The sequence below is a fragment of the Sulfurospirillum sp. hDNRA2 genome, from assembly GCF_024206095.2.
Classification (GTDB): domain Bacteria; phylum Campylobacterota; class Campylobacteria; order Campylobacterales; family Sulfurospirillaceae; genus Sulfurospirillum.
In genome coordinates this window covers 336,346-353,487 of sequence record NZ_CP159800.1, presented here as the reverse complement: position 1 = coordinate 353,487, position 17,142 = coordinate 336,346, and the positions used below count along the sequence as shown (strand labels likewise).

Below are 17,142 nucleotides of genomic sequence, written 5' to 3'. Positions count from 1 at the left end.
TTTGGGAGTATACTAACGCCATCTTTTCAAAACCGAGCCTTACATGTTAAAAATTTGCGCGTGTTTACTCTTTTACGCCTGTAGTGCCTTGGCGCATCCGCATACGTTTATTACGGTTTCGCTAGACCTGAACGAAACGGAACTCAAAGTTCGGTGGCTTTTTGACGAAATGACCTCGCAAAGCTTACTCGAAGATTTCGACACCGATCGTAACGGCATTTTTTCACCCAAAGAAACCGAAGCCTTTAAAAAAGAGGTTTTTAACGACTTAAAACAATTTTCCTTTTTCACGCATCTTAAAGTCGCGAACAAAAGTGTTCCCCTCAAACCGACGCAACTTTTTCTTTGGCGCGAAAACAACGCTTTTGGTGTAGAATTTCACGTGGATTTAAAACCCTACGTTCATCAAAAGAAGTCAATCGGTTTTTGGGACGAATCGTTTTTATGTGCTTTGTCGCTCGAAAAAGAGCAGATTCATACCTCTTTACCCTACACGCTTAAAGAGGTCGATAACGCGTATTACTACGGATATTTATTGGAGTTTTTATGATGCCTTCAACCCTCGCAAATACCTTTGCCCAAGCCAATCACTATTTCAATACGGCCATTGCCGAACATTTCCATGCTATCGATAGCGGACGTGTTCAACCCGCGTTGTGGATTCTTCTTTTGGCGTTTGGATACGGCGTCGTCCATGCATTAGGTCCTGGACACGGAAAAGCCTTGGTAGCGGGATACCTTTTAGCCAATCCTTCCAAACGAAGCCATGTCTTTCAAATCGGCTTTCTGATCGCTCTCGTTCACACGCTTTCCGCCCTCGTCGTCACGTTGTGCGCCGCTTACCTTATGAACATCAGTGCCAATAGGCTTTTTCGAGACGTCAATCCTCCCTTGTTTCAAATATCCGGAGGTCTCATCGTACTTTTAGGCTGTTGGCTCGTTTACAACGTCTTTAAAGAGCGGCGCATCGTAAATGAGCCCGTCGTCGGTACGCAAACAAGTCGCTTCGGCGTCGTGATGCTTGCGGGCGTCGTTCCCTGTCCGGGCGTCATTACGCTTTCTTTTTTTGCAATTACGCTCGGGCATATGGGTATCGGTATGATCGCGGCATTTTTTATGAGTTTGGGTATGGGGCTTACCATTTCTTTGGCGGGACTTCTTGCGCAAAGCGTTCAAGCATCCAAGGCAATCGCAACGCAACCGAAATGGTTTTGGGCGATTCGGTTTTTCGGGGCGGTGTGCGTCGTCCTGCTTGGGCTTTGGTTTTTATCGCATCCTATTCCTCAAAGGGCCTTTTAATGTGTAAACGATTTTTGTGGCTCATGCTTCTTCCTTATCACCTGTTTGCGTGTGCGCTTTGTGCGCTCTATACGCCCTCGGCTACCGTTAACATTACGCTAGAGGGCGATGCTTCTACGCTCAAGGCAATGACGTTTGAATGGCATTTTAGTCAAGATTTTATCAAAACCCTAATCGATCGTTACGACGATAATCGCAATAAAAAGCTCGATCCGGACGAGCTCAAGCGTATCGAAATTATTTTAGACAATTACGTCGCAAAAAAACATTACCTCACTTCGGTCGAATACACCGCACGCGGCGGTGAACAAGCGCACGTCGTACCGCTTAGCTTACATGTCAGTCGCAAAGAGCTCTTTTTCCAAAACAACGACGACTTGGTTTTTCGCTTTCGCTCCGATACGACGCAAGCCCTTTTGCCCGAAGACGAGCTTTCGTTTACGATCGAGGATAACGAAGGCTTTTTCGTCTTTTTAATCCACGGTATTCAACCCGCCGACGCAAACGTTTTTCCTTTTGAATTCAATCTTTTTAATCACATCGCTTTTATGAAAATTAGCGACAATGTCGCAACACGTACGCAAGCACCCGTTCCGAGCGAACCGCGCCTTGCACCGATAACGCCCGAGAAACACGAAAACACGCGCATTGAAGCTGTGCCCTCTTCCGAATCTTCAGGGCTGCTTTGGCTCAAAAACGCTTTAAGCTCGACGCAAAACACGATTCAAGATACGATGTCCGGACTCAAAGAGAAAGCTTCTTTTGCGGGATATTTGCTCTTTTTAGGCCTTTCGTTTCTCTACGGAGTGCTTCATGCGGCAGGTCCGGGACACGGAAAAACCTTGGTCAGTTCTTACCTTTTTGCCGCAAACCACGGCTATGCCAAGGCGTTAAGTATGGCAGGACTGATCGGTCTTGTTCACACGTTTTCGGCATTTTTACTGACATTGACGATTTACCTTCTTTTCGATCTTTTCTTTAACGCCTTTTTTACCGACGTGAGCTTCTACACGACCAAAATTTCGGCACTCATCATTCTTGCCATCGTCGCGTACATGGCGTATCGGAAAATCAAAGTACACCGAGCACGTCCGAAAATCGTCGCTTTTTCCGCCCACCCTTTTACATGTAGCTGTGCGGCATGCTCGCCTAAATCGCAAAGTAGCGACTGGGGCGTCGTTTTGAGTGCCGGTATCGTGCCGTGCCCCGGAACCGTAGCGATCTTTACGTTCGCGCTTGCCCACCGCGCTTATAGCTTGGGATTTTTAAGTGCTTTTTGTATGAGTTTGGGCATGAGCCTTATCATCGCCGCGGCGGCATTTTCAACCCTGTATGCTAAAAAACGTTTCCAGTCTAAAACGCCTCGCTTTTTAATTCATTCCGAGAGTGTCGCCTTAGCGATTATGTTTACGCTCGGGTTGGTATTGTTGTTTTCATGAAACGTTTTTTAAAGAGAGTTCTTGCGAAACTCTATCTCACGCGCTTGAAGCAAAGCTATAAAGGCTACGTTAACACGGAGTTTTCTTCGACTCAAAAAACACGCACTTCGGATGCTTTTGCTCCGTGTAAAAGGAGTTTTGCACGAAGCCTTATACTTTTCATCGGCACCGTCAGTCTCTTATCGGCTCATCCGCATGTCTTTATCGATACGCGCATTTCCGTCGAGCAGGAAAAAATTTGGATTTTATGGACGTTTGATGAGATGACGTCGTCGATTTTGATGCAAGATTACGACAAAAACCGTGATAAAATTTTAGACGAAAAAGAGATCGCATTCCTAAAAAAAGACCATTTCGACACGATAGCCAACTACAGTTTTTTTATGCATCCTTTTGACGGAAAAGAGGAGAAAACCATCACGCAGGTCGATGATTTTATGGCATCGTTTGACGATTCGAAGTTACGCTATCTCTTTAGCATTCCCCGCCCGAAGATCCCCAAGTACGAGTTACGTTTTTACGACGGAGAGATGTACGTTGCGATGATCGTTAAACCGGAATTTTTAACATGTCAAAAACCGTTTACATGTCAAACGAGAGGTTACGACGCCGACTTTTATTACGGCTATCAAGTGATTATTCGCCAATAAGCCAAGAGGAGACCCTCTTGGTTAGCACGCGCACCCTTTAAAAAGAAGTTTCTCTTTTTTGCTACGCGTTTCGACGGGTTGTGCGTTGGCGCATAGAAGTGTTTTCATGCGCACGCCTTCATTTCCGCTTCGATTTGTTTGCACCATGCATCGATACGACCAGCAGTCAATTCGCTTTGGTTATCTTCGTCTAACGCAAGTCCTACGAATTTGCCATCGACGATCGAAGCAGAGTGGTCAAACGAATAGCCTTCGTTATTCCATGCACCGATCACGCATGCGCCTTGTTCGATCGCTTTATCGTACAGGACGCGCATCGCACTGACGTAGTCGCTTCCGTAACCTTCTTGATCGCCCATACCGAACAGGGCTACTTTTTTACCGCTTAAATCCGCTTTTGAGAGATGAACCGTAAAACTTTCCCAGTCGTCTTGCAATTCACCGTCGTACCATGTCGATGTTCCGAAAATTAATAAATCGTATTGCGCCAATTCTGCGCCGCTCTTGAGTTTGCCTACGTCGTAACTGTCCGCACCGAGTTGCTTTTGAATCATGCTTGCCGCTTCCGCGGTATTGCCGTTGGTGCTTCCGTAAAAAATGCCGATGCTCATCCATAACTCCTTTGAATTAATAAATCGTGTAAGGCACGAGTTTTAAAGTATATTCCAACCCTAAAGCGTCCAGTTTGGGAACTTTGATCGGAATATGCTTGCGAAAATTTTCGTTGCGCGGGAAGAGCAAATAGATATGTTTGCACTCTTGCGATTCGAGTCGCGCAACGGCTTGATTGATTTCGTCGCATGCATCGATATCCACGCGCCTTTCAATCACCTTCCATGTCGGATACAAATGCAACGCTTCAGGACATCCGTCTTGACAAATCACGATACTCTCTTTTTCTAGGCTAATCGCGCTATGGGGATTTTGGCGTTTAACGCGCTCAAAAATATAGTTCGTAAAGAGCTCGTACGTATTGATCGTGCGGTAAAAATAGGGATGACTCGAAAGCAAAGCGATATCTTCCGAATCAAAACGTCGACTGATCTCATGAAGCGTTGAATACGATTCCGACATGTCATCCTCTTTGGTAAAATTTATTGAAATGATAACCGTTTTCAAATAATATGTCAAGAGCTTTTCAGTCGTATCGGAGTAAAATTTTCCTTATTTTGTAAAAGCTCTTACCGTCTTTATGAACGAAAAGAGACCCAAGGAAAAAAGTATGCCGATTGATCTTCTAACGTTTTTGATTGCTATCACGCTTCTTACGATGACGCCCGGTGCCGATACGATGATCGTTATTCGCAACACGCTTCGAGGCGGTGCCAAAGACGGATTGGTTTCCAGTTTGGGGATTTGTTCGGGACTCTTTGTACACGCTACGCTTTCGGCAGTGGGAATCTCGGCGGTGCTTTTATACTCGGCAACGGCGTTTACGGTCTTGAAAATTGCGGGGGCTTTGTATTTGATTTGGCTTGGAATCGGCTCTTTCAAATCCTTGTGGAACAGCACCAAAGTGCATCAAAAAGCGGTCGAAAAAAAACCGTTTTCGTTTTGGATCTCGATAAGGGAAGGTTTTTTATCCAACGTTCTTAATCCCAAAGCCGTTATTTTTTATATGGCGTTTTTACCGCAATTTATCAACCACGAGCACTCCGCCCTCGCCCAATCGCTTTTTTTAGCCTTGTTACACTTTATCGTCGGAACGATTTGGCAAGCGATTTTGGTCTATACGATCGTCTCCGCTAACGGCTTTATTACCAAAAAAAGCGTGCGTCAAAGTTTGGACGCCGTCTCCGGCGTCGTGATGGTAGGGCTTGGCATTCGCCTTTTGATGGAAAAACGCTAAGCGAGTATCTTCGTTAACGAGCTCTTCGCGTCCGCATACGCAAACGTAAATCCTTGTGCCAGCAACGCTTTGGGATACGCTTCTTTGCTATCCAAGAGCACGCACGAACCCTCGCCGAAAAGCATTTTAATAATAAATGCGGGAACGGGAATCAAGGTCGGTCGGTGCAATACCTCTCCCAAAATTTTCGTAAAATGAAAATTACTGAGCGGTTGAGGAGAGGTGGCGTTGTAAATGCCTTCAAGCCGATGCGTTAACACAAAATCGTAAATCGACACCAAATCGTCGATATCGATCCAACTCATCACCGCACGTCCGTCGCCGATAATGCCGCCAAGTCCCATACGAAACGCCGGCAACATCTTCTCCAACGCACCTCCGTTTCCCAGTACGACGCCAAAGCGTAAAATCGCGGTCGGTTTGGTACATTTTTGCGCCTCCGCCTCCCAATCAAGCGCAAGATGCGCCAAAAAATCGTCTCCGTACCGAGCGTTTGTCTCGTCGCATGCAACGTTATTGCAGTAAATGCCGACGGCGGAAGTCGAAATCAAACGACCGACGTCGCTTTGATTGATGGCGGCGACCAGTTTTTTCGTCGTCTCGATACGACTGCTATAGAGCACCTTTTTATACGCTTCGTCCCAACGTGCGGCGATAGGAGCACCCGCAAGATTAAAAACCGCATCAACGCCGTGAAGCTTTTGGACGATTTTTGCTTCATCGTCACCGCGTTCAATCGCTACAAAATCGGGAAATGCTTTTTTAAGTGCATTGGCTACAAAACCGCTCGCTCCGCTAATGGCTACTTTCATATTAACGTCCTTGTAAAAGATTTTGTCTAACTTTGGGATCTTGCATCGTCTCGCCGCGAAGCATTCGAAGCCGCATCGGCTCAAATCCGATACGTCCTTGGCTAAACTGCTCGTACGCGCGAAAACCGTAAAGCATCGGCGTTTTATCGTCGATGGAATAAAAAGCCCCGTAGGCATCGATATAGCGCTTCGTATCGCCGCTGAAAACCCAAAATACGACGTTTCGAGGCTCTAATTTTTGCTCCCTAAGCCATAAAATAGCACATCCGACGTCATCGAAAAAATGCGTTTTACGATCTGCGGTAATGATTTGCGCCGTATCGTTCTTCCCGACAAGGTACATATGACACACGGGGCATTGTAAGGTATTGTCCTCAAAATCCAATGCTTTGGCTTCTTTATTGACGATCTCGCTTGGAAGACGATGCGAAACGGACAAAAACCAAAACAGTCCGCCAAGGGAAAAAAGAGGAAATACCACCAAAAGTACCGTTGCAAGATACCGTCTCATAACCACACTCCGTTGCGTAGATAATAGCTTAAGGGATACAAACTAATGCCGATCACGTATACCGTATTGAAAAACAGGCTCAAGCGGTAGAAGCGTTTCGTATAGCGTTTTTGCACCAAATCGAGTACGCCGCCCGCCGCTGCGTAAAACGTTCCCGAAAACAAAAGTGCGTACAAAAGATAACCGACGTAAAAATACTCTTTTTGCAAAAGACAAAACGGGCAGTGGTGCGTGGGCAGTTCGTATACGTAAGGGCTAAAAAACAAAATAAGCGCGATCAACGCGAAAAGTGCCAACAAGAGATTTGAAACTACCGACGCTAAAGAGGATCGACTTACATAAGCCGCAACGCTCAATGCAAAACATCCGTAAAAAATCATCATCCAAATTTTTTCGTCGACGCTAAAGAGTAACGAAATCGAAGAGGTACTCGATGCCGAAAAGAGCGTACCGCAACAACTGACGATTTTACTGACGTTCAAAGAGGTAAAAAAGCCGATTTCTAAACCGATTTCCACACAAAGCGGTATGAAAAAGAACATAAAAAGAATAAATTTCAACCGCGTAAACGGAAGCTTTTCGTCATTCATATCCGCATCGTTGAGCAAAAGCCAAAAGCCGAAAACGTAGAGATTGACGATCTTAAAAAGCGTCAAGTAAAGCCCGAAATCAACCGAGTTGACCACCCCGCTCGCACACATCGCTCCCGTAATGATCGCGGAGAGTTTGTCGCACGTATAGATAAAAAAAGCAAACAAAGGAATTTTGAGCATAAAAATATAGTTAATAATGACCGAAACCAAATAACTCCGGCGATGTAAAGCATACTGCAATTCAGTCGTTTCGTTGCTTCTCCAACGCCACGCGATACCCGCACTTAACACGAATGCGATCCCTCCAAAGAGTAAAAAAACGGTATCGAGGAGTAAAAGTGCGATAATTTCCGGCGTTAGGCTCATACCATATGTCCGTTTTTAAGCTCAATGATGCGATCGACGAAAGCCAAATCGAAAAACAGCGGATCGTGCGTCGCAATCAGCAGCGTTACGCCGTTTTGTTTTAACATGTAAAGATGCTCGATCAGTTCGCCGGAGAGTTTCGCGTCCAAATTGGCGGTCGGTTCATCCGCCAAAATCAAAACAGGATCGTTAATCAATGCCCGAGCGATGGCGACGCGTTGTTGTTCGCCGCCTGAAAGGCGTTTTACATCGCGTTTGGCTTTGGAATCGATATGTAAGGCTTCCATTTTGATATGCGCTTTTTCATGCAAGACATGTAAAGGAAGGTTGGCGGGGATCAGCGGTGCGATCACGTTCTCTTCAACGTTTAATCCGGGAATTAAATGAAACTTTTGAAAGATAAACCCGATATGGGCACGTCTAAAAAGCGCACTAAGGTGTTCGGGTAACTTGGAAATTTCACGATCTAAAACGCGAATTTCGCCCGAACTCGGCTGTGCCAAACCCGCGATTAAAGAGAGCAACGTACTTTTGCCGCTTCCGCTGGCACCTCTTAGCACCACGCATTCGCCTTGGGCGATTTCCAAAGAGACGTCCTTTAACGCTTCGATCGCTTCGTCGCCTTGAGCAAAGCGTTTGCACACGTGATGCAAGCAAATCATCGCATTACCTCGTCTGCGTCTAAACTTGCGGCTTTCCATGAGGGAATCAAGGTCGCCGCGATATAAACGGGCACACTGAGGAAAAAAAGCAGCACGATCATTTTAACGTCCACGCTAAAGGGTAAACGAAACGGGGGTTTGAGCTCGGAATAGCCGATAAAAACGGAACGCAATAGCGGTGCTTGTAACACGTAAACGAAAAAAAGCGCCGCGCAAAATCCCGTAATAAAAGCACTAAACGCCATCACGAAGCTTTCGTAAAACTTCGCATGTACGATGTCGCTCATACGCCATCCTAACGCCTTCAAAATGCCGATTTCACGCCTTTCTTCAGAACTTAAAGCACTGGCTTTATCGTAAATTACGATAAAAAAGGCAAAAACGCACACGATAAAAAGCGAAAGAAAAAAACCGCTTTTATAGTCGAAAATATTTTGATAACTGATGCGAAGGTCGTCTTGCGTGATCGCGCGCAAATCGGGATAGCGTTCGGTAATTTTCTGAACAATCGTCGGAATCTCGACGGGATTGCTGACATGGACGACGATGTCGGTCGCTTCTTCGGGAGGTATGCCAAAAATCGTATACGCCGCTTGTTTGGGAACCAACATCAAATCGTTCGACTCTAACGCAATATCGGAGTGAAAAACACCCGCGATTTTAAGAGGATACCGCTCGCCTTTAGGCGTAATAAAATTGAAAAAATCGCTATAGTAATTTTCTCGTAAGACGTTTTGAACGCCCTCGCCGACGATCATACCGCCCTCTTTTTCGAGCGTTGAGAGATCAAACGTTTGGGTCAACTCGCTTAAGCGTTTTTTATAAGGTTCTTCATACGCATCGATGCCGACGATCGAAAAATTCACACCCGCGGGTTTGAAATAGTAGTATCCCCAAACGCGCGGTATCGCTCGTTCGACGCCGTTGAACGCCAAAATCGTATCGACGCGCTCAACGGAAACGTTGGTTTGTTTCCCCGCGACAAAACGCTGAAGCGTAATCTGAGGCAGGGTTTTTAAGGTCGTATTGAGTTCGACTTTAATCGCATCGGCAATCATCAAAACCGACGCCAAAAGAAAGATTAAAAGACAAAGCACGAGAAAAATAAAAAGGCTTTTCCCGCCTTGCCGCTTTAGGGACCCTAAAGCGTAATCGAGCAATAAAACATTGATATTAGCGAGCATATTCGATCCTTGAAGAAGGCTCAAGCGCATTAGGGCGATAAACGAAAGTCGAAGGAAAATACTCTAACAATTCGGGCGATTCGTTAAAATACGAAAAAAGATCGCTCATACTTCGATGCCTTACGTAATGCGCTTCGCTGACCAACGCCAAATCCGGCAAGCCGACCCATGCGCTGATGTGTTCTTTTTTGATCAAAGCCTGCGCATCCAAAGAGCGCGTTTGCGAAAGATAGACGACTTGCGCAACGATAAAGACGCTTATGGTCGCGATATACGCTATCCAAACCCTTCGCACCATCACGCTCCTTTAAAAATATGAGCGGATTGTACCACACGAACGCCTATTTATCAATACGCGCCAAAGGCTCTCTTGATCGAAGCTATGTTACAATGCGCGCTCATTTGTTTTAAAGGATGGGTTATGTCTTTTGATATTTGGTTGACCATGCTATTGGCTTCCATTCTGATTAGCGTCTCTCCGGGCGCGGGTGCGGTCGTTTCAATGAATTACGGTCTTAAGTACGGATTAAAACGTTCGTATGCCGCAATTTTCGGACTTCAAACGGGTTTGTTTCTTCAAACGTTCGTCGTCGTCATCGGACTCGGCTCCATCATCATGCAATCGGTACTTCTTTTCTCGATCATCAAATGGATCGGCGTTATCTACCTCGTTTTTTTAGGTATCATCAAATTTATCGAAAAACCGAGTTTACCGAGCGATACGCAACGCATCAAAGCTTTTTCCGCTAAAAAAGCTTATATTCAAGCCACGCTCATCAATCTTACGAACATAAAAGCGACCGTTTTTTTGGTCGCTTTTATTCCGCAGTTTTTAAGCCCCGAAAAGCCGCTCTTGATCCAATTTGCGATTATTTGCGCGACGCTGATTAGCGTGGATATTATCGTCATGACCGGCTACAGTTCTTTGGCATCCAAGCTTAAAGGCGTCATCAAATCGGTTCGTGCGATTCGGATTCAAAACCGCATTACGGGTGCTTTCTTGCTCCTTGCGGCACTTTTTCTCTCCGGTGCCAAACGGGCTTAGGCAAATTTTTTCAAATAGAGTTCTTCGTCAAAACCGACAACTACCGTTGCGTCTTCGCACTCGATAACGGGACGTTTGTACAATAAAGGTTCTTTTTCCAACCATGTCTCTTTTTGCGCGTCGCTCATGGTCTTGTCAAGACCTAGCGTTCTAAACTTCGTTCCTTTCGTATTGAAAAGAGTTGCCATGCTCTGTTTTGAAAGCCACTCTTTGCGTTTTGCCGCCTCAATCGGAACGCTTTTCAAATCGATAAACACGTACGTTTTCCCGTGTGCTTTTAAAAATGCCGTCGCTTTTTTCACGCTTCCGCATGTTAAAATACCGTAAACTTTAATCATACCGTCTCCTTGTAACAGACGACGCGATTGCGCCCTGTTTGTTTTGCTTCGTACATCGCGGTGTCCGCTCTGCTAAAGATCGTCATTTTATCCTCTTTTTCATAACCGAAAACATACACTCCGATACTCGCCGTACAATGATGCGTCACGGTCTGCGCGATTCCCTCGTTATCATATTCAATCACGTAGGGTTTGGCTAACGTCTCTAAAATATGCGATGCGATTTTTTGCGCTTCAAAGCAAGCGGCTTCACGATTGCCCTCCAATTGTGACAGCAACACTAAAAATTCATCGCCCCCGAAACGCGCGACCGTGTCGATTTCACGAACGCACGCTTGAAGCCTACTCGCCGCTTGAATCAATAACACGTCTCCTGCTTGATGCCCTTTTTGATCGTTTAAAGTTTTGAAATTATCCAAATCAATCACCGCCAAAGCATTGCATCGAAGGCTTCGTTTGCTCAACGAAAGAACCAAATTTAAACGCTCGTCAAAAAGCCTTCGATTGGGGAGTTTCGTTAACATGTCGTGAAACGCTAATTTTTTGATCATCGCTTCGTTTTGTTTTTGAGCGGTAATGTCGGTCGAGATACCGCATAAGGCATAAATTGAGCCGTCTTCTTTACACAAAGGAATTTTGGTCGATAAGAAAATGCGATCCGTATCGCCTTGCGGCGTCGTATTGTGTTCTTCCAGCGTTATCTTGTGCCCCATCTCGATGACTTCCGCATCGGCACGGCGTATCGCTTGAAACGTCTTTTCTTCAAAAAATGCACTATCGTCTCGCCCGATAATTTCTTCTAACGACCGTCCGAAATACTCGCATGTCTTGCGATTGGCATAGCGATAGCGGTAGGTTTCGTCCTTGATATAAATATAGGCTTCCACCGTATCTAAAATCGTAGCGAGTTTATTTTCGTTTTCGCGAATCGCTTGCGTACGCTCGTGAATTTTCGCTTCCAAAGAGCGATTGTTTGCATTGACGTAAGCGACCATATCGCTAAATTGACGCGAAAGATCCGCGATTTCCGCCGTTCCAACCAAATGAAGCTTGGTGGCGTAATTGCCGTTTTGAACATGATGCATCGCCTCTTTGAGTTGCGCAAGCGGAGAGAGAATGAGTACATGTAACTCCAAACCGACCGCAAACAATGCCGCTAAAAAAAGTGCGCTTAACATCGGGAAAATCGTAAAATCGCGGAGTAAAACCAACTCTTTGGCATCAATAAGCGTTAAACGAAACCATGTCCTATCGGGGCACAAGGTCGACGCATAAAAGATGCCTCGCATCGTGATAATCGACCCATAAAGTCTGCACGTCTTTTGTCGGATCAAGCATGGCTTGCATCGCTTTGATAACGGCTTCTTTGTCGCCGGATTTCGTAAAAATCGTTCCCAAAGTCTCTACGGAAGTATTTTTGTCGTTTGTCTTGACATGTAAGTTTTGTATGACGCCCGAAGCGTCGCTAAAAAACGTGTGTACACCCTCTTGAGACATAAACGAAGCAAGGCTTTTACTCTCGTCGTTTAAGTGCTCTTTAGCGATAAAATGTTTCGCCCACGTTTCGTTGATACTATCGAACAAAAAGGAGGAGTACATCCACACGAACGTGGAGAAGAGGATAAAAAGCGCCGACATGAAAATAAATAACTTTGATTTAAGCGTCATTGTCACACCTCCGCCCTTTTTCGCATTATAACAATTCCTAAGTGAAAAATATTATGAATAAAGCGAATTAACTTTTACTTATAAGTTGATTTCGTCTATAATACGTCCATCCTTTACGTTACAAGTTGGTTTTTATGCAAACGCATTCCGAAGAGATACGCGGTTACTTATATGCGGTATTGGCATTTGGTTTCTGGGGTCTGATACCGATTTATTTTAAACTCCTCAGCCATGTCGGTGCCGGAGAAGTCTTGGCGCATCGTATTATTTGGTCGGTCGTTTTACTCTATGCGATGATTCTTTTTAGTAAGCAGATGGGACATTTCAAGCTTCTCATACGCGATCTCTCAAAACTCAAATACTTGGTGCTCTCCGCACTTTTGGTCTCGCTCAATTGGCTGGTTTTTATTTGGGCAGTTTCGCACAATATGATTGCCGAATCGAGTCTTGGCTACTACATCAATCCTTTGGTCAATTTTGCACTGGGCATCATCGTCTTTAAAGACCGCCCCTCTTTTTGGCAAAAAATCGCTATCGCTTTGGCAATCGCCGCGATCGTCTACCAACTCGTTACGCTAGGAACGCTACCGATCGTCTCGTTGGTATTGGCTTTTAGTTTTGCGTTTTACGGATTGATTCGCAAAAAGATCAACTTACCGGCGATGACGGGGCTTTACGTCGAAACGCTCATTTTATTTCCGATCGCACTTTTGTATTTTATCTATTTGGTACTAACCGATCAAAACGCATTTGTCCTACCGCTCGATCGTACGTCGTGGATTCTTCTCTTAGCCGGCGTCGTTACGGTCGTACCGCTTTTATGGTTCAATGCCGCGACAACGCGTATTTCGCTCATTCACATCGGGTTTTTTCAATACATCGGTCCTTCGATCTCTTTTTTATTGGCGATTTTCGTCTACGACGAAGTTTTGCTTCCCGAAAAATTAACGACTTTTGTTTTGATTTGGATCGCGTTGGCGATCTTCAGCCTCGATGCCTACTTTAAAAAAAGGAGGTAGATCTCCGATGAAATTATTAATCGTCGAAGACGATCCCAAAATCGTCTCGTTTTTAAAAAAAGGTTTGGAAGAGGAGTATTTTTGCGTCGATACCTGCGATAACGGCGAAGACGCAATCTACTTAGCCCAAAGCACGAACTACGATCTGATCGTTTTAGATATTATGCTCAAAGGCTTAGGCGGCGATAGTGTCTGCCAAACGCTTCGCGCTCAAAAAAACGCCGTACCGATCATTATGCTTAGTGCCAAAAGTACCATTAACGATAAAGTCACGCTTTTAAACAGCGGCGCGGACGATTATCTGACCAAACCGTTTAGCTTTGAGGAGCTTTTAGCGCGCATTTATGCCCAATTGCGCAAACACGAGCACAAAGACTTATCGCTTCGCGCGGGAGATTTGGAACTCAATCCCTTGAATAAAACCGTCGAACGTGCCGGAGTATCGATCCTTCTGACGGCTAAAGAGTTTGCGATTTTAGAGTATCTTTTGCGTCGCAAAGGAACGATCGTCGAAGAAAAAACGCTTCAAGAACATCTGTTTAACAACGATCAAACGGTTAACAGTAACATCGTTTCGGTTTACATGTACCGCTTACGTACGAAAATCGATAAACCGTTTGACGAAAAGCTCATTACGACGTATCGCAATTTAGGGTATTCGATCCATGATTAAATTTATCTCGAATTTTAAAACAAGGCTTCTTTTCACCTTTTTTTTGATTCTCTTTTTGCTCTTTTACGGCTTTGGATACGCCATCATTCATACGTTTGAAAGCTCGTATCTTCAGTCGCTCGACGCCACGCTTACCACGGTTTTAAAAGATATTAAACACGATTATTCGGAACACCCCGAAACCATCGACAAAACACCGGACGAAGTCAAAGAGGAGTTCGACGTTCCGATACTTTACGCACAACTCTTTCGCGTCGATAACGACCTTCGGGTCATCAACTACGCAACCCGTTCATTAGACCTCAAAGAAAGCACGATCGACGTCGCGTTTCAACAACGCGAAACCGTAGTACGTAAGCATCAACCTATCGCGTTTGCGCTCTCGTCTTTTAGCGACGCGCCGCACCGCAAAATCCGCACCGCAACGATGCTTTTAGACCAACAAAACGATCATGCGCTTTTAATCGTATGTGCGCTTCCGTACGAAAAACACACGCCTCAGATTCAAGAACTCACTTTCACCTTATGGGTCGGTTTTTCCGTCCTTTTAACCATGATTTTGGTCTTCACGTATGCACTCATTTCCAAATCGTTCAAAACCGTCTTAGCGGTCTCTCAAACGGCCAAACGCCTCAGTGCGCAAGATACGAAAAGCATCATTCCCAAAACAAGTATCGCTTACGAAATCGACGACCTCATCGATACGTTCAACACGCTTTTGCAAGAACTTCGCCATGCGTACGACCAAGTTAAGCAGTTCGGGCAAAATGCCTCGCATGAGCTCAAAACGCCGCTGACGATCATGAAAGGCGAAGTCGAAGTCGGCTTGCGTAAAGAGCGAAGCTCGGAAGAGTACCGTATGATTTTACGCAACGTCGCCAAAGAGATCGTCTCGCTTCAAGAAGTCATCGAGAAAATCCTCTTTTTATCGAGCAACACTTCGCGCGATATTCAAAGCCATTTTGAAGAGGTTTACGTCGATGAAATTCTTTTGGAAGCCCTTCAGGAAAAAACCGCGTTCGCACACCAAAAAAACGTATCTTTAGAACTGGAACATATCGAGCCTACTACCCGTAACGCCAACGCGACGCTTTTAAAAATTATGTTTTTGAACCTCATTGATAACGCCATAAAATACTCGCCGCCCCAAACCTGCGTTCAGCTGTTGCTCTCTCAAGCTTTCTTTGAGATACGCGATGAGGGCAAAGGGATCGCCGCGGAAGATTTGGAACATATCCTTGAGCCCTTTTACCGAAGCTCTCGTACGAAAGACGACGTGAAGGGAAGCGGTTTGGGATTAGCGTTGGTTAAAGCTATCGTCGACGTACATGGATTGACGATTCGTATCGATTCGCAAAAAGATCGTTTCACGCATATTCGCATCTCGTTTTAAATTCATTCTCGATTCATTTTCATTTTTTAAAATTTCCTATCATAAAACGATTAGGGGATTTTTCGATGCTGAAACTTGTTGTTCGATCTTACTCTCAGCGTAGTATCGCTTTACTGGCTTTGGGTATAACACTTTTTTTTAATATAACTTTTTTTTCAAAACTTTTTACGTATGCGGCAAGCGAAGACAATTATCTCATACTTTTTTCCGCGCCACTTGTTCTATTTTTACTTTTGATGCTTCTTTTAAATTTGGTATTATTTCCGACACATCGCTTGGGTTTTCGCGTCATGCTTGCGTTTTTTATCGTCGTAGGAACGCTTTGCGCTTATTTTATCGACACGTACGGCATCGTTTTCGATAGCAACATGTACGCCAATATGACGCAAACCGATACGGAAGAAGTTTTCGATTTGATCACACCTAAACTTCTTTTTTACGTTTTTACGGCACTCACGCTCGCTTTTTGGGTCATTCGAAAAGCACCTTTACGCTTTCAAAGTTATACGAAAGAGTTATTTCAAAGAGCCGTCGTTATTGTTTTATTATCGGTCAGCATTACGGGAATTTATGTGAGCACCAGCAAAACGTATAGCTCTTTTTTTCGTAATCATCATGAATTAAAGATGTACCTTAATCCCTATTATCCGCTTGCTTCTCTTGGAAAATTTATCGCGAAAAACCTTAAAACCAAACCGCATCTAAGCGTCATCGCCGCCGATGCCCTCAAACCCGAACACGCCAAAAAGAAATTGGTGGTTTTGGTCGTCGGCGAAACGGCGCGTGCACAAAATTTCTCGCTTAACGGATATGAAATACCGACCAATCCGCTTTTATCCAAACGAGACGACATTGTTTCATTTTCCAATTTTTACTCTTGCGGCACGGCGACCGCCGTATCCGTTCCGTGTCTATTTTCCAAATTTACGCGAGAAGAGTGGAGTAGCGACAAAGAGTCTTATGAAAACTTGGTCGACGTTTTAAATAAAACGGGAGTACGCATCCTTTGGAGAGACAACAACTCCGGAGGCGATAAAGACGTCGCCAAACGTATGCAAGACGTCAAAAAATTTAACGGCGTCGGATTTGACGATGTTTTATTGCAAGATTTTCAAGCAAGCGTCGATCAAAGCTATCAAGATACCTTTATCGTTTTGCACCAAGAAGGCAGTCACGGTCCGACCTATTTTAAACGCTATCCAGATGCGTTTAAACGCTTTACGCCGACATGCGATACGCAAGATTTGCAAAAATGCACGCAAGAACAGATCGTCAATACGTATAACAATACCCTTTTGTATACCGACTTTATTCTCGATCAAACGATTTCGCTTTTAAAAGCCAATGAAGACAAGTATGACACGACGCTCATTTACGCTTCCGATCACGGAGAATCTTTAGGCGAAAACGGCATTTACTTGCACGGACTTCCCTACATGATCGCTCCCGATGCGCAAAAACACATTCCGGCAATTTTTTACCGACCGCAAAAAACGCTTGAACTCAAAGCCAAACAAAACGACGCCTTTTCGCACGACAATTTATTTCATACGATTTTAGGGCTCTTTGAGGTTCAAACCAAGGAATACGACGCGAAGCTTGACATGTTACGTTAAAATGTCGATTATCGACAAAGGAAGA

General features: G+C 44.8%; 21 protein-coding genes. 10 read left to right on the top strand and 11 right to left on the bottom strand.

Annotation, left to right across the window (positions count from 1 at the left end):
* Positions 1–43: 43 nt before the first annotated feature.
* The 4 genes from NL930_RS01875 to NL930_RS01860 are packed head-to-tail and all read left to right on the top strand — an operon-like array spanning position 44 to position 3,388.
* Positions 44–550: a DUF1007 family protein gene (locus NL930_RS01875; RefSeq protein ID WP_039673656.1), complete on the top strand. Its 507-nt coding sequence runs from the start codon at positions 44–46 to the stop codon at positions 548–550.
* Positions 547–1,299 (top strand): nickel/cobalt transporter, encoded by a 753-nt coding sequence (locus NL930_RS01870; protein ID WP_254377122.1) that lies wholly within the window; start codon positions 547–549, stop codon positions 1,297–1,299. The genes NL930_RS01875 and NL930_RS01870 overlap by 4 nt, the downstream gene beginning before the upstream one ends.
* A complete protein-coding gene (locus NL930_RS01865; RefSeq protein ID WP_254377123.1) occupies positions 1,299–2,738 on the top strand; it encodes a nickel/cobalt transporter in 1,440 nt (479 codons plus the stop codon). Before NL930_RS01870 ends, NL930_RS01865 begins: the two co-directional genes overlap by 1 nt.
* On the top strand, positions 2,735–3,388 hold the full coding sequence (locus NL930_RS01860) for a DUF1007 family protein (RefSeq protein WP_254377124.1): 654 nt from the start codon (positions 2,735–2,737) through the stop codon (positions 3,386–3,388). Before NL930_RS01865 ends, NL930_RS01860 begins: the two co-directional genes overlap by 4 nt.
* A gap of 104 nt (positions 3,389–3,492) precedes the next feature.
* Here the strand turns inward: NL930_RS01860 and NL930_RS01855 are convergent, their stop codons facing one another.
* Both NL930_RS01855 and NL930_RS01850 read right to left on the bottom strand, forming a co-directional pair.
* Positions 3,493–3,999 carry a flavodoxin gene (locus NL930_RS01855; protein ID WP_041962989.1) on the bottom strand — a complete coding sequence of 169 codons (507 nt, stop codon included), beginning with the start codon at positions 3,997–3,999 and terminating at the stop codon, positions 3,493–3,495.
* Positions 4,000–4,015: 16 nt separating this feature from the next.
* Positions 4,016–4,462 (bottom strand): hypothetical protein, encoded by a 447-nt coding sequence (locus tag NL930_RS01850; protein ID WP_039673660.1) that lies wholly within the window; start codon positions 4,460–4,462, stop codon positions 4,016–4,018.
* 148 nt (positions 4,463–4,610) lie between these two features.
* Between NL930_RS01850 and NL930_RS01845 the strand changes: the two genes are divergently transcribed.
* The gene (locus NL930_RS01845; protein WP_039673661.1) at positions 4,611–5,237 is read left to right on the top strand and encodes a LysE family translocator; all 627 of its coding nucleotides are present in this window, start codon (positions 4,611–4,613) and stop codon (positions 5,235–5,237) included.
* Here NL930_RS01845 and NL930_RS01840 read toward each other — a convergent pair.
* From NL930_RS01840 to NL930_RS01815, 6 genes are read right to left on the bottom strand one after another with little or no spacing between them, the layout of a single operon-like run.
* The gene (locus NL930_RS01840; protein ID WP_254377125.1) at positions 5,234–6,049 is read right to left on the bottom strand and encodes a TIGR01777 family oxidoreductase; all 816 of its coding nucleotides are present in this window, start codon (positions 6,047–6,049) and stop codon (positions 5,234–5,236) included. The two genes, NL930_RS01845 and NL930_RS01840, sit on opposite strands and share 4 nt — an antisense overlap.
* Position 6,050: 1 nt before the next feature.
* Entirely contained in the window at positions 6,051–6,560 is a 510-nt protein-coding gene (locus NL930_RS01835; RefSeq protein ID WP_254377126.1) for a hypothetical protein, read from the bottom strand.
* Positions 6,557–7,519, bottom strand: a complete 963-nt coding sequence (locus NL930_RS01830) for a hypothetical protein (protein ID WP_254377127.1) — start codon at positions 7,517–7,519, stop codon at positions 6,557–6,559. The genes NL930_RS01835 and NL930_RS01830 overlap by 4 nt, the downstream gene beginning before the upstream one ends.
* The gene (locus NL930_RS01825) at positions 7,516–8,181 is read right to left on the bottom strand and encodes an ABC transporter ATP-binding protein (protein WP_254377128.1); all 666 of its coding nucleotides are present in this window, start codon (positions 8,179–8,181) and stop codon (positions 7,516–7,518) included. The genes NL930_RS01830 and NL930_RS01825 overlap by 4 nt, the downstream gene beginning before the upstream one ends.
* Positions 8,178–9,365, bottom strand: coding sequence for an ABC transporter permease (locus tag NL930_RS01820; RefSeq protein WP_254377129.1), 1,188 nt, complete (start codon positions 9,363–9,365; stop codon positions 8,178–8,180). The genes NL930_RS01825 and NL930_RS01820 overlap by 4 nt, the downstream gene beginning before the upstream one ends.
* On the bottom strand, positions 9,355–9,663 hold the full coding sequence (locus NL930_RS01815; RefSeq protein ID WP_039673670.1) for a hypothetical protein: 309 nt from the start codon (positions 9,661–9,663) through the stop codon (positions 9,355–9,357). Before NL930_RS01815 ends, NL930_RS01820 begins: the two co-directional genes overlap by 11 nt.
* A 123-nt stretch (positions 9,664–9,786) precedes the next feature.
* On the opposite strand from NL930_RS01815, the gene NL930_RS01810 reads away from it, so the two are divergent.
* A complete protein-coding gene (locus tag NL930_RS01810) occupies positions 9,787–10,410 on the top strand; it encodes a LysE family transporter (protein ID WP_254377130.1) in 624 nt (207 codons plus the stop codon).
* On the opposite strand, the gene NL930_RS01805 is transcribed toward NL930_RS01810, so the two are convergent.
* The 3 genes from NL930_RS01805 to NL930_RS01795 are packed head-to-tail and all read right to left on the bottom strand — an operon-like array spanning position 10,407 to position 12,416.
* Positions 10,407–10,748, bottom strand: coding sequence for an arsenate reductase family protein (locus NL930_RS01805; RefSeq protein WP_254377131.1), 342 nt, complete (start codon positions 10,746–10,748; stop codon positions 10,407–10,409). The genes NL930_RS01810 and NL930_RS01805 overlap by 4 nt on opposite strands.
* Positions 10,745–12,037: a diguanylate cyclase domain-containing protein gene (locus NL930_RS01800; RefSeq protein ID WP_254377132.1), complete on the bottom strand. Its 1,293-nt coding sequence runs from the start codon at positions 12,035–12,037 to the stop codon at positions 10,745–10,747. The genes NL930_RS01805 and NL930_RS01800 overlap by 4 nt, the downstream gene beginning before the upstream one ends.
* Complete coding sequence (locus tag NL930_RS01795; protein ID WP_254377133.1) at positions 11,997–12,416, bottom strand: hypothetical protein; 420 nt, start codon at positions 12,414–12,416, stop codon at positions 11,997–11,999. Before NL930_RS01795 ends, NL930_RS01800 begins: the two co-directional genes overlap by 41 nt.
* A gap of 134 nt (positions 12,417–12,550) precedes the next feature.
* On the opposite strand from NL930_RS01795, the gene rarD reads away from it, so the two are divergent.
* From rarD to NL930_RS01775, 4 genes are all read left to right on the top strand, one after another.
* Positions 12,551–13,435, top strand: a complete 885-nt coding sequence (gene rarD / locus NL930_RS01790) for an EamA family transporter RarD (protein WP_254377134.1) — start codon at positions 12,551–12,553, stop codon at positions 13,433–13,435.
* A gap of 7 nt (positions 13,436–13,442) precedes the next feature.
* A complete protein-coding gene (locus NL930_RS01785) occupies positions 13,443–14,108 on the top strand; it encodes a response regulator transcription factor (RefSeq protein ID WP_060825230.1) in 666 nt (221 codons plus the stop codon).
* Positions 14,101–15,501: a sensor histidine kinase KdpD gene (locus NL930_RS01780; protein ID WP_254377135.1), complete on the top strand. Its 1,401-nt coding sequence runs from the start codon at positions 14,101–14,103 to the stop codon at positions 15,499–15,501. Before NL930_RS01785 ends, NL930_RS01780 begins: the two co-directional genes overlap by 8 nt.
* 65 nt (positions 15,502–15,566) lie before the next feature.
* Positions 15,567–17,117 carry a phosphoethanolamine transferase gene (locus NL930_RS01775; protein ID WP_254377136.1) on the top strand — a complete coding sequence of 517 codons (1,551 nt, stop codon included), beginning with the start codon at positions 15,567–15,569 and terminating at the stop codon, positions 17,115–17,117.
* Positions 17,118–17,142 lie beyond the last annotated feature (25 nt).